At 42.4% G+C, this 12,423-nt stretch carries 9 protein-coding genes; 3 read left to right on the forward strand and 6 right to left on the reverse strand.

The genetic code is table 11. The features are described 5' to 3' along the window. Positions 1-55: 55 nt before the first annotated feature. The gene (locus tag HHO50_RS02140) at positions 56-679 is read right to left on the reverse strand and encodes a master DNA invertase Mpi family serine-type recombinase (protein ID WP_181304357.1); all 624 of its coding nucleotides are present in this window, start codon (positions 677-679) and stop codon (positions 56-58) included. 180 nt (positions 680-859) lie between these two features. On the opposite strand from HHO50_RS02140, the gene HHO50_RS02145 reads away from it, so the two are divergent. Beyond that, positions 860-1,672 carry a TaqI-like C-terminal specificity domain-containing protein gene (locus HHO50_RS02145; RefSeq protein WP_181304358.1) on the forward strand — a complete coding sequence of 271 codons (813 nt, stop codon included), beginning with the start codon at positions 860-862 and terminating at the stop codon, positions 1,670-1,672. Between the two features lie 26 nt (positions 1,673-1,698). Here the strand turns inward: HHO50_RS02145 and HHO50_RS02150 are convergent, their stop codons facing one another. The 5 genes from HHO50_RS02150 to HHO50_RS02170 all read right to left on the reverse strand — a co-directional run bounded on the left by HHO50_RS02150 (position 1,699) and on the right by HHO50_RS02170 (position 10,746). Continuing rightward, positions 1,699-5,070: a TaqI-like C-terminal specificity domain-containing protein gene (locus tag HHO50_RS02150; RefSeq protein ID WP_181304359.1), complete on the reverse strand. Its 3,372-nt coding sequence runs from the start codon at positions 5,068-5,070 to the stop codon at positions 1,699-1,701. Then, positions 5,067-5,885: a KilA-N domain-containing protein gene (locus HHO50_RS02155; RefSeq protein ID WP_181304360.1), complete on the reverse strand. Its 819-nt coding sequence runs from the start codon at positions 5,883-5,885 to the stop codon at positions 5,067-5,069. The genes HHO50_RS02150 and HHO50_RS02155 overlap by 4 nt, the downstream gene beginning before the upstream one ends. A gap of 1 nt (position 5,886) precedes the next feature. Next, complete coding sequence (locus HHO50_RS02160) at positions 5,887-9,147, reverse strand: helicase-related protein (protein WP_181304361.1); 3,261 nt, start codon at positions 9,145-9,147, stop codon at positions 5,887-5,889. 412 nt (positions 9,148-9,559) lie between these two features. Then, entirely contained in the window at positions 9,560-10,234 is a 675-nt protein-coding gene (locus tag HHO50_RS02165; protein ID WP_181304362.1) for a YceI family protein, read from the reverse strand. Between the two features lie 62 nt (positions 10,235-10,296). Then, a complete protein-coding gene (locus HHO50_RS02170; RefSeq protein ID WP_181304363.1) occupies positions 10,297-10,746 on the reverse strand; it encodes a MarR family winged helix-turn-helix transcriptional regulator in 450 nt (149 codons plus the stop codon). Between the two features lie 151 nt (positions 10,747-10,897). Between HHO50_RS02170 and HHO50_RS02175 the strand changes: the two genes are divergently transcribed. Together HHO50_RS02175 and HHO50_RS02180 are read left to right on the forward strand one after the other, a co-directional pair. Continuing rightward, on the forward strand, positions 10,898-11,542 hold the full coding sequence (locus tag HHO50_RS02175; protein WP_181304364.1) for a DedA family protein: 645 nt from the start codon (positions 10,898-10,900) through the stop codon (positions 11,540-11,542). A gap of 80 nt (positions 11,543-11,622) precedes the next feature. Further along, the gene (locus HHO50_RS02180) at positions 11,623-12,201 is read left to right on the forward strand and encodes a DUF6799 domain-containing protein (RefSeq protein ID WP_181304365.1); all 579 of its coding nucleotides are present in this window, start codon (positions 11,623-11,625) and stop codon (positions 12,199-12,201) included. Positions 12,202-12,423 lie beyond the last annotated feature (222 nt).

Raw genomic sequence — 12,423 nt, forward strand, 5'->3', positions numbered from 1 at the left:
AAGGATATCTCATAAATACAAGCAGTAGCAAGTGTAGCTAAAATCAGCCCTAAGATTAATTTCCCCCCTTTACCTGTTTGATTTTCAAGGCCTGAGCTTTTACAAAATTCGCTACTGTAAGCCTATGAACGCATAATATTCGGGCGATAGCGCTGTAAGATATCTTTTTGTCTAATAACTCCTTGATTTCTTCTTCTTTCCCGGTAAGTTTTACATAAGATGCTTTGCTGCCTTTGGGGCGGCCTAAGATTACACCTTCTGCTTTACGCCTTGCCAACGCTTCCTTGGTTCTTTGAGAAATCAGATTCCGTTCTATTTCTGCGGACAGTCCGAAAGCAAAGGCAAGAACTTTAGAATTGATGTTGTTTCCTAGCTCATAGCGCTCCTTGATAGTATAGACCTGAATATCTTTCTCCATGCAGTCGTGCAGTATCTTCATGATTTGCATCAGGTTCCGGCCAAGTCTTGAAAGTTCTGTCACTACCAGCAAGTCGCCTTTTTGCATGCGTTTCAGTAACGCTCCAAATTTTCTATCCTCTAGTTTTTTGGTGGCGCTTATGGTTTCTTCTATCCACTCATTAATAAGTAGGTTCTGCTCTCTGGCGTACTTCTTTATCTCAAATTTCTGGTTTTGGGTGGTTTGCCTGTCTGTGCTTACCCGTATATAACCGTAGTTCATGTTTTTACTGCTAAAAATAATAGCGGCAATTATTCTAAGCAGGTTTTAGATGTATTATTTAAGTATAAATATTACAGTTGCAGTTATCTCATAAGTTAAGCCAGCGATTATGTTCGGCAGCACAGCCACCGGACGTCTTTCGGGGCGGGCAGCAGCTGGGTGGTGCTCAACGAGGCGGAGATGCGCATCAAGGAAAAGATAGAGAAGGCCGGGGTACCTTTGAAGGATTGGGATGTTCAAATTAACTATGGTATTAAGACGGGTTTTAATGAAGCCTTCATTATAGATGATGCCACAAGGAGAGAGTTGATTGAGAAATGTCCTAAAAGTGAAGAAATCATTCGACCGATTCTTTTAGGTAGAAACATTAAAAGGTATTCTTACCAATGGGAAGGGCTATGGTTAATCAATGCTCACAATGGGTTAAAAAGCAAAAAAATTCCAAGAGTTGATGTTATAAATGATTATCCAGCAGTCTTCGAATTCCTAAGCAAATTTAGGGAAAAGCTGGAGTTACGTTTAGATAAAGGAGACCATTGGACAAACCTTAGGAACTGCGCTTATTTAGATGAGTTTGATAAGCCTAAAGTAGCCTGGGGTAATCTTGCTCAACAATCTCAATTCACAATTATTCCTGATGGTTTTATGATAAATGCTCCTTCTCCTTTTTTTGTAACTAATAATCTTTATTTAATTGCAATACTTAATTCAAAGCTTGGTGATTACTATATTAAATCTCTAGGTGTTTCAAGAAGTGGTGGGTATGTTGAATATAAGCCTATGTTTGTCGAAAACCTGCCCATACCTGTTCCGTCCAAAGAGGCACAAGAGCTTCTTACAGAGAAAGTGCAAAATATATTGTTAAAAAGAGAAGCTGGAGAGGAAACAATAAAGGAAGAAGTTGAAATCGACTCCATAGTTAGCCATTTGTACAATTTAACCATTGAAGAAAAGCAATTAATTGATTTATTAACCTTCAGACTTGCATATTAAAAGAACTGATTTATTTATATGCAAGTCTAAAGTAAAGCATGTTCTATGTTCTCTATTTCCTCTTCTGTTAATTTAAAGAAATCATAAAAGTGACGGTCTATATTTTTTAGATTCTCTTGGTTTAGCTCTGAGATAACTTTATCAACTAAACAGTTTATTTTAGTCTCAAAATCCATACTTGGGTTTGGTACACAAATTTGATCAATGTAGATTTTTATCCATCTTCTTGTGCCTACTCCAGAAGTAGCTGCAATTTTATCAAAATACCATTCGCATAATCGAGAATTTAAGTACGCCAGTAGATATTTCAAATGATCTCCTGTCATAAAGAAAATGGTGTTATTAAGATAGTACCCCTTTGTATCAAGCGCAAATTTTGGTGAATCCGTCAATTCAATCCAAACTATTTTCTCCTTATCAAAATCGTTATAATAAGCCACATTATCTTGGATTTCAAACCATTTATAAGCACCTGGCTTTCTCCCTTGCTGATCATTATCCCCTTTAGGTTTTAAGAAGTCATAATTCTTTAATAAATATTCTTTAATAGATGGATATCTTTCGATGTCAATTCCTCTCCTAGTAAAAATCATCCACTGGTCAGCAAAATTGGCTCTATACTTTTTAATATCCCTGCCTCTTAAAATCGGTCGAATAATTTCGGCTGAATTTGGCGAAGCAGCAATTAATCTATCTTTAGTTGCTGTATCAATAATGAAGGCCTCGTTATAGCCTGTCAAAATTCCCCTGTAGATATTGACATCCCAATCCTTCAAAGGTACCCCGGCCTTCTCTATCTTTTCCTTGATGCGCATCTCCGCCTCGTTGAGCACCACCCAGCTGCTGCCCGCCCCGAAAGACGTCCGGTGGCTGTGCTGCCGAACATAATCGCTCATATTATTTAGGCTGAACCCCTTGCTCAAAACACAAGTACTCACGTTATTCTGAAAAGGAGACTTTTCAGCAATCATAATGTTTGTGTCTACCGTTGCCGATTCAAACACCTGATAGCCGCCAAAGTCAATCAATGATAAAGGATTGGTATGGCTGGCAAAGTATGACCTCATTTTTTCACCATAACCTGCTCTCATCCATTTGTTAGAAGTAATATAGCTCAATACTCCTTTTTGCTTTAGAAGGCTAAACCCTTTCTCATAGAATAAACAGTAGATATCACCTGTACGGGCAAATGTTTCATAACCAACTTCTTGCAATGTATCAGCGGCTTTGCCCATACTTTGCAACTGAATATAAGGCGGATTCCCTATTATCACATCAAAGCCACCTTGCTCAAAAACATCCATAAAGTACAGGTGCCACAAGAAGTATGGGCGCTCATCGGTATCCTGAATCTTGAGTAGCTGGGTTTTGGTTTCTCGCAGTTGGGTTAAGTTGTTTTGCCAGGCTTCATATTTCTTTAATCCCGCTTTACTTAAATTAGCAGAGTTGCCTGATTCATTAATTATGCGGTGCAGCTGGTTCTCGCGCAACTCAATGTTGTACTCAATGTGCTGCAATACTAGACTGTTTATTTCTTCGCGTATGCGCTTTTTCTCTTCACCGGCTTCAATGGTAAAGAATTGCTTAATCAGATTTTGTATTTTCTGGGTGGTGCGGGTTTGGGAGAACGTCATTTTAAGTTGGCTCTCCAGAATGTTGCCAAACAAGTCTCGGGCTGGCTCTATCACCTGCACATCATTTTTGGTTTTACCCATTTGGCTCAGGTCAATGCCCATGTACTGTTCCAAAAGGCTATTGCCCTGCATTATCTTATAATCCAAATTAGGCAGAGGATGCGGGTTCAATTCCTCTACTACCAAAGAAAGCCAGAAACGTAATTGGGCAATGTCTACCGCGCCTTTCTCCAAATCTACCCCGTAGATTGAGTTCTGGATGATGTTCTTTTTTACTTCGGCGGGTTTAAAATCTTTATTGGTTTTGAGGTAAGGATAGATGAAACGTTTGGCCTCAAAAATCTCTTGCAGCATACCAATAGGAAACGCCCCTGAGCCAATGGCGGGGTCACATACTTTTATATCATCTAGCTTTTGGTTAAGCAGAAGCGCATTGTCTCTGTCTTGCAGGAAAGTAGAAACCGTATGGTTCCTGATAAACTGTTCAATGCTTGTTTCTCCCGCAAAAGTGTTGAGCAAATACTGTATCAGGCTCTCTTTGCACATGTACTGCACAATCTCTTTGGGCGTGTAGAAAGCGCCTTTGTCGCGGTTGTCTTCCAGCAAGTTTTCAAAGATGTGGCCAAGCATTTCGGGGTCAATACCTACTTCGTGGTCTTCGGGGCTGTTCTCGTCTATGGTAAAGTTGTACTGTTCAAAAAACTCCAGTAAGTCTCTGAAAAAATCTACCGGGAAATCAACTTCTAACGTGGCCTTGTTCTTTTCAGGCTCAAATAAGCCGCCATTGAGGTAAGGTACCCTGGAGCCATTTAGTCTGCCATTCAAACCTTTCACCTCAAACGCATCATTAGGTCGTTTGCTGTTGAGCGTATTAAAAAACAACGCGGTGAGGCATTTGCTATGAAAGTGTTCAGGCTCAGAAAAATCTTCAAACAGGCGTTGCATAAAGCGTGGCTCACCGTCTACCCAATCTTTTGAGGTAGGGGAACAGCCCATCCAACCTTTCTTTTGCAGGAAATGCAGGAACACAATTCTGCCTAACAGTTTCTTTACAAAATCTCTGATTGGCTTTTCCTGCAGAACTCTCTTTTTGTCTTCTTTTTCCTCTAAACCTTTAGCAGCATCAATAAGTCTTTCCCTAAATGGATTTTCTTCATTGGCCAGGTGCTTCCAGAACTTTTCATATTGGGCTTTATAAGTTTTGAAAAAGTCTTTCTTTAGCGGCTCAACAGAAAACACTTCTTTCAGTTGCTTCAGGTTCACCTCACCTTTAGTTTTCTGGTCGGCTAGAGCCAAGAGGCGTTTGGAGGGTGTAGTGCAGGCCTCGTTGGGGCCGAGCAAATAGGTATAGCGCTTGGGCTTGGTTTCGCCTTTTATCAGTTCCCCAGTTTCTTCATTTATGCTGGCCTCTTTGGCTATAAAGGAAAAACGGTAGTCAGGCTGGTTTTTATTGAAGAAGAACGCCAGGGTGCCATGTACAATGTTCTGATCAATAGGCTGGATGGCAATGTTCCTGAGTTCTTGCCGGTTGCGGCTAATGATAATGCTGTTATCAACCTCAATAATAATGATAGCCAATTGCTTGCCATCATCTAGCTTAACGGTGCCTACCTGCTGGCCTTCTATTACTCTATCATTCCCAGTAAATAAAAGCTCAGGTGTGCTGAAGTACTCTATTTTCTTAAAGAAAAATGGCAGAAGTTCTTTCCAGAGGTCAAACTTAAATCTTTGCTGTAATGTGTGTTTAAGCTCTTTTTCCTTCATTTCAGTTTCTTGATAGCGCTTTGATGGTTCAGCAAAGATTGCATTTGGGTAATGGCCAATTGGTTGAGCTGCAATAACCGCTCAGATTGATCCAGGCCTTGATGGATAAGCATGGCATTAATGCTTTCCATGTTAGAAAGCACCACCAACTGTTCAATGGTGGCCTCGTCTCTGATGTTTCCTTTCTTGCCTGGATTTTGCTCCCGCCACTGCCGCGCGGTTTTCCCAAACAAGGCCATGTTCAAGACATCGGCTTCGTTGGCATAAATGGTAGAGGCCTGGCTTTTGTTTAAGGCACCCGGAATCAAATTTTCCTTGATGGCGTCCGTATGGATGTGATAGTTTACTTTGGTGAGGGTGCGCTGGAAATCCCACTCCAACTTTAGGCGGTCGCTTTCATCTTCTTTAAGCCGCTTAAATTCTTTAATCAGGTATATTTTAAACTCGGCACTAATCCACATACCAAACTCAAAGGCGATATCAGAATGGCCATAGGTGCCACCGTACCTGCCTGCAGTAGCTTTTATGCCCACGGCATTAGTCTTCTCCACCCATTCTTTTACGCTAATGCGGTAGCTGTTCAACCCTGCCTGGCTTTTAATTATGTCGAATTCGCCATAATTAAAATTTGGGTTATACACCGATTCCCAAATACCCAGAAACTCCACTGTATTCCTATTCCTCAACCAATCAGAGATAAAATACTCTCCGTCTTTGGCTTTGAGCATATCTGTCAGCGAGATAAAATCACCTTCTCCTTGGTTCAGGATTGTGATTTCATTTCCCTGTACCTGTATAGATTTCTTCTTTGCCATATTAAAGGCTAAAACTTTCTGTAATAATGATTTCAGGATTTAATACTCTTGCCCGTACTACTTTCTTCTCAACCTCTTGGTCTACTTCCTCATGCACCAAGGGATAAGCATTTAATATATCTATAATTTTTTCTAAGACAATGGCTGGTTTTAAAGGGGCTTTTTTTAGGGCTCTCTGGAACTTGTTAATATCTCGCTGTAGATTCTGGAAACGTCCTAATCTAATAGCTTCTTTAGCCTTGAGAATGAGTACCCGTTCTTCTTCATTCACCAGGGGCAAATTTAAGATACCGTCTAAATAAGCATTGGCTTTCTTCTCATTAGGGCCTTGGGTGGTATCAATCTTTTTGTCTCTGGCTTTCTCTCTTTCCAGCAAATCAGAAAAAAGTAAAAGCCCGGCCTGTACCTGCTCATGGTGTTGGCTATGCAACGGTATAGCTTGTTCCAGCACATCTGCTTCAAAAATTTTAACCGTCTCCAAAAACGTAAGTTCTTCTGTCTCTTCGTTTGCTTTTACCTGAATAAAAGAATCGCGCTTGCTGTCTTTGATGTAGCAGATGGTACTTTGGTTCAGTTCCTTTTTCTTTCTGCCTACTCTGGCTCTAAAAGGCATGTTTTTGATTTGCTTGAACAGGCCCGGCCTTTTTTCTTTCAGGTCTCTTATCATCATCAGATAAGCCAGCTTCTCGTCTTTCTCTTCTTCTAGCTTTTTGTCAAATAAACCAAAGGTTTCTGTTTCTTCATCTGGTGAGTAAATTTGGCTGTCCTCGCCTAAAGCTGCATGAAATGCCTGAAGCTTCATGATGGCTTTTTTCTCCAGCTCAATGTCATTGTTAACTTTAGCCGTTGGGTAGAAATTGAACACGTGCACCTCATCGGCAGTGGAGCCAATTCTGTTCACCCGGCCAATGCGTTGCATTAATCTGGTGGAGTTCCAAGGCGTGTCATAGTTGACAATCACGTTAGACCGGTGCAGGTTTACTCCTTCTGCTAGAACTTCAGTTGTTAGAATAATTTTATAAACGTCTTCTTTTTCTCCAGCATAATTCGCATCAAAGTTTTTCCGGATGGTGGGCATACGGTCTTTGCGCGTTTTGCTGTCAACTGAAATAAGGTTTTCAGAAATGTATTTGGGCAACTCTTCCTCTAAATAAGCGGTAGTCTCTTTGCTCTCAGAAAACACTACCAATTTAGATGTTGGGTTAATTTTACTATCTAACAAGATATTTTGCAGGTAGTGAATGAACACCTCTAATTTAGGGTCTTGTTTTACCTTGGCCCATTCACCGCAAAGCCCCTGCAATAACTGAAGGTCTTTCTGGAGCCCTGGAAAAAAGTTGTATTCAAAATCATCTGGTTCGCAAATTTCAATGGTTGGGTCTTCAATGGATTGCTCTAATACCAAGTTCAAAAGTTCCTCTTCCCTGCCTTCGTTTATCATATCAGAAACCGGCAGATTGGGTGCAATAAAGATTTTGCCGTTTTCAAACATGGTTACCATGGCTTCGGTAGCTTTCATAAAGCGGTGCAAAGACTTTTTAAACGCATGAAAGCTACTATCAATACGCTTTACCAAAAGCGTTTTCATGATTTTAGCCAATTGCGCTGAAATCATGTCTGCTTGCTTATACTTGTTCTTTTTATGGGGCTTCAAAAACCCGATAGCACGGTACCGGTTATACGTCAATCCTTCCGTCTCATGGCTTAACACCTTTATGGTAATGTCATACAAATCTTCAAGATGCGGTTCTAAAACATATAGAATTTTTTTAGGTTGTTTCACCACTGGAAAGGTGATTCCTTGGTTTATCAGGTCTTTAGAATAAAGCTCATGGGCCTGCAAATCTGTGCGGGTACGGCGTACAGTTAATGGCTCTATTACCTTGGTTCTTATTCTTTCATAAATCTGTTTTACCCCTTTCTGAACTTTGGCAATGTCTGTTTCATGCTTAATTTTTTTATAAGCATCTATCTGCCCTCTAAAGAAGTTCTGTAGGTTTCCTGTTTCCAAAGTAGATTCTTTGCTGTTCTGAAACAGATACACCTGGTTGGCAATGTCTTCTGGGCGGTTGTTCAAAGGGGTGGCAGAGACCAACATAACTTTTTTAGCTACAGTTGTTCCGTCTGGCAAAACCCTCCTAGTTGGTGTTTTACAAATCTTTTGCAAGTCATTGTACATGCCTGCCGTATCTGACCTGAACTTATGTGCTTCATCTACAATAATTAAATCATAGATAGTAGCATCACGCACCTTATGAAGGCTACCATTGGTAACAATCTTCACATTATCCAGATTGAATTTCTCAATAGTTTCAATCCAGTTCTCCTTTAAGGCAGGAGGTACAATAATTAAAGTTCTGGAACGATGCTCTGGAAAACCATTGGTATAGAAAAACTTCTTAGCAATCAAAGTAGAGACAATGGTTTTGCCCAGCCCCACTACATCGGCCAGAAAGAAACCATTGTGCTTCATCATTTTGGTAAACCCATCGTTTACAGCATCTACTTGGTAAGAAAGCCTTTTAAAGCCTTTGGGTAAATCAGAGATGGAGTTAGGGTCAAACTCAATACTCTTACCGAAATATTCTACCAAGAATTTGAGGTAGATTTCATACGGCGTATAGTTGTCATTCAGATAGGTTTCTTTCTGTAGCTTTTCTATGTTGTCTATGTCAACCGGTACTGCCTCTTCCCATAACTTCTCAAATGTTTGCGTGGCAAAATCAATGTCAGAGTTATCCCTTAGCTCAACATTAAACTCAAAATTCTTAGAAAGGCCTGCATCTGTCAGGTTACTAGAGCCCGTAATGACTGATCCATACCCGTGGTCGTGCTTCACCTCTTCCCTGAAAATATAAATCTTGGCGTGTATATTCTGCTTGGGATGTATCTTGATTTTTACTTTACCAGTGACAATGTCCCGAATTAGCTGCAGCATGCCCGCTTCCACGGTCTTGTCATAAGCCGCTTCCTGAATATTCTTCTTAATTTCTTGAAAGAACTCTTCTTGTGCTTTTTCAGCATCTCCATCAAACAGAACACCTTGCTGGTTAGCTTGGTAGACTAAATAGTCAATGTTTATGCCTACCAGTATTCTTATCTCCTGCGCTTTCTCAACAAACTCTCTTATTTGAAAATATCCTGAAGCTCTGAAGTAACCTACTAAAGCATCTAGAAAATAAATGTTTTTGTGTTTAAAAATTCCTTCTATCTTTTTTAGAAGGGTGTTTTGTTCTTCGTTCGTAAAAAACTTTGTACTCATATAATATATTAATCACCTTCTTTAAGGACTACTTAGAAGAACCTATACTGAATAAACTGCACAGAAAACTTTTAAGGCTACATTTCAGCCAAATTGTTTTAGCAGATTCCCAAATATATATTATTAAAAATTCTTGATTAAGCGTTTGAAAATATAAGTTTATCCATTAAGGCCACTTACCGACTTATCAATGAGGCAAACTGATTTTAGTTGATTACAGGACAACTCTTTCTACATTAGATTCAAAACAAATCCTGCAAATGGATTAATTAAATTCACAAGTACACTTTAAGAAAGCCAATATTCTAAACAGTTATCACAAAGCTGTAGCTCAATTCTTTACACAATCTTATTATAAAAAACGGTCAGCACCTACCAGGCACTGACCGTTTTCAACCCGAAGAAAGAGCAATTACTTTTTAGCGACTGCTTCTTCTTTGGCTACTAGATTTATATTCAACTCCACGTCATCCTGAATGGCTTTGTCGCCTAGGTTCTCAAAGAAGTTGCCGGAGCGGAATTTGATGTCCCACTTGGTACGGTCAAATTTCAAAGTGGCTTTGGCGGTGGCCACGCCTTTTTTCACGTTTACCATGGCCGGGAAAGAGATCTGGTTGGTGATGCCTTTGATGGTAAGGTCACCGGTCACAATGTAGTTGGCGGTTCCGGCCTTCGCGTTCGCTTTGGGGGTCAGGTTGGTGACCGCGAACATGGCGGTAGGGTTTTTCGCCACTGAGAAGAAATCATCAGATTTCAGGTGGTCTACCAGTCTCTTGTTAGAGCCGCCTTCCAGGTCGTTGCAGGTGATGGTGGTCATGTCCATCACGAATGTACCCCCTCTAAACGAAGCCTTATCTAGTAACAATGTGCCGCTGGTCAGCGTGACGTTGCCGTTGTGCTCCCCTCCCACCTTACGGCCAATCCAGGTGATTTTGCTTTCCGCAGGAATAACTTTGTAATTCTGGACGGCATACGCCACCGTGTTTTTAGGTGCCATCGCTTTCTCTGGAGAGCCCGGGGCTACCATGGTGAAGGCAGAAACCCCTACGGCAGCCGCTACCATAAGGGACAGTAACATTTTTTTCATGGGATTAACTCGTAAATGGTGTAGTAGTAAAAGGCTGTAAACGAATATAAGGTAAGCAAAATTTAGCTTCTGATCTTATCTAGGAGAACATTTAATTGCTCGGCCTCTTCCTGGGTTAGTTTATTCAGGCCGGTATAGCCCTCGTTGCCTAAGGCATCCATCTGCTGCAACAACTCAAGGCCTTTGTCGGTGATGAGGATGTCCACGGTGCGCCGGTCGGTGGGGCACTGTTTGCGGGTAACCAGTTCTTTGGCCTCCAGTTTGTCTACAATGCGCGAGGCATTGGAGGTTTTGTCCAGCATGCGGTCTATGAGCAGGTTCACCGTGGCCGGTTTAGGGTATTGCCCGCGCAAAATGCGCAGCACGTTGTACTGCGGCAGCGTGACGCCAAACGACTTAAACAGCGCAGATTGCCTTTGTTCCAGCCAGTTAGAGGTAAAAATTACGTTTATGTACGATTTTTGGTAAACGTCCTTAAAAACGCTCTGCTTTATTTCTTCTTCAATCTTCATCTTTAACCAGCAACTTTAGGGGATCTCAAATATATGTTCCTGCCGCAAAATCAGCAACTTAGCGGCCGTATTTCTACGGGCCGCCTCAAAAATACCATCAACATCTCACTTACCGCGTGCGTATTGCCCGTAAATCCATCTCGCTAGGCAAATGACAGACTTTCTCCAGGTTTCATGGTCAGAATTGTTTTCCAGCCCCGAAAACATGATCCGGTACGGCGGCCTCACGCTTATTCTCCTTGTGGTTTTTGTGGAAACGGGCTTGCTCATTGGCTTGGTTATTCCCGGCGGAGACTCCCTTTTGCTGGCTACGGGTCTGTTGGCGGGTGCCGATGTGCTGCAGGTGCCGGTGGGTGTGCTTCTGGCCAGCATGACAGCGGCCGGCGTGGCCGGAGACCTGCTGGGGTTTTCCATTGGCCGCAAGATGGGCAAAAAGCTCTACCATAAAGAAGATACATGGTACTTCAAACGCAAAAACCTGGATCGGGCCGAAAAATTCTACCGCGAGAAAGGGAAATCGGCTATTGTGCTGGGCAAGTTTGTACCGGTGGTGCGTACGTTCAACCCGCTGTTGGCCGGGGTAACGGGCATGACCCTGGGCAGGTTCTTGCTGCTGAGTTTGATGGGCACCGCCCTCTGGATTTGCTCTCTGGTGCTGGCCAGCTATTACCTGGGGCAGCAGTTTCCGCAGTTAAAAGACTACTTGCATTACGCTATCCCGGTTATTATTCTCCTGTCTATTCTGCCCGGTATTGTTCAGTACCTGAAAGAGCGGAAAAAGGAAAGCAACACGTGAACTGTTTTCCCCTTCAGTTCCTGTTTTTGGCCTGTTTTCGGGAAAACACCGTATAAATACCAAAACTACGCTATATAACTATGGGACTACGTTTCATCTTAGCGGGCGGGTTGTTTCTGGGGATTCTCTTCGCCCCCGCGCTAGCCCAGGCCCAGAATGCCTCTATGGGAAAAAGTGCGAGCGGCCGCACCATTACCACCAGCGTCACTCCTTTGCGTAAGGGCATGATCATGCGTAACGGGAAAATGATGGAGGTAAAAGGGAAAGACTTTACCCCGTTGGCCCAGGCCAGAACGTTCCCTAACGGCGCCACGCTGCAACCCAACGGTGCTTTCAAGGCGGCAGACGGAGAAACCATTCAATTAAACGAGGGCGATCATGTAGACCTGAAAGGCACTTTTCACCGTTCCGTCGTAGTCACGCACAGCAACACCACCATTTCCGGCGACACCACCGGCCTGGGAAAACAACTGCTACAAGCCCAGCAGATGAAGGATCGCCTCCAGCTTTTACAGGAGAAACAACGCGTCCTCCAACAAAAAACCGACCTCCTCCAGAAAACCGTCCAGAACAAGCCCAGCCAGGCCGAGTTGAAAAAGCTGGACGCTGACCTAGCCCGGCTTCAGCAGCAGTTAGCCGCTGGGGAGAAGAAAGAATAGTGTTGGCTTCATAAGGTCTCCCTCGCCTGTTTCTTTGGATCATTCATTGGATTGTTTCCCTGGTGACAACAAGTTATTTCTTTTGCGCCCGAAGGCACAAAGATTTCTTTCGTTTTCACTGATAGCTCTTTTTCCATTGGCAGCCCGTTGTTGACAGGGGGCTTTTGATACTGATCGGTTCCTTACTGCGCTTTAGCCTCGCCTGGAACTGGCTTCTGTAGA

It is taken from the genome of Rufibacter sp. XAAS-G3-1, assembly GCF_013623775.1.
GTDB lineage: Bacteria > Bacteroidota > Bacteroidia > Cytophagales > Hymenobacteraceae > Nibribacter.

Bases quoted from the DNA above. Each gene is read 5' to 3' on its own strand.
- HHO50_RS02140 (WP_181304357.1), bottom strand. From the start codon at position 679: ATGAACTACGGTTATATACGGGTAAGCACAGACAGGCAAACCACCCAA.
- HHO50_RS02145 (WP_181304358.1), top strand. From the start codon at position 860: ATGCGCATCAAGGAAAAGATAGAGAAGGCCGGGGTACCTTTGAAGGAT.
- HHO50_RS02150 (WP_181304359.1), bottom strand. From the start codon at position 5,070: ATGAAGGAAAAAGAGCTTAAACACACATTACAGCAAAGATTTAAGTTT.
- HHO50_RS02155 (WP_181304360.1), bottom strand. From the start codon at position 5,885: ATGGCAAAGAAGAAATCTATACAGGTACAGGGAAATGAAATCACAATC.
- HHO50_RS02160 (WP_181304361.1), bottom strand. From the start codon at position 9,147: ATGAGTACAAAGTTTTTTACGAACGAAGAACAAAACACCCTTCTAAAA.
- HHO50_RS02165 (WP_181304362.1), bottom strand. From the start codon at position 10,234: ATGAAAAAAATGTTACTGTCCCTTATGGTAGCGGCTGCCGTAGGGGTT.
- HHO50_RS02170 (WP_181304363.1), bottom strand. From the start codon at position 10,746: ATGAAGATTGAAGAAGAAATAAAGCAGAGCGTTTTTAAGGACGTTTAC.
- HHO50_RS02175 (WP_181304364.1), top strand. From the start codon at position 10,898: ATGACAGACTTTCTCCAGGTTTCATGGTCAGAATTGTTTTCCAGCCCC.
- HHO50_RS02180 (WP_181304365.1), top strand. From the start codon at position 11,623: ATGGGACTACGTTTCATCTTAGCGGGCGGGTTGTTTCTGGGGATTCTC.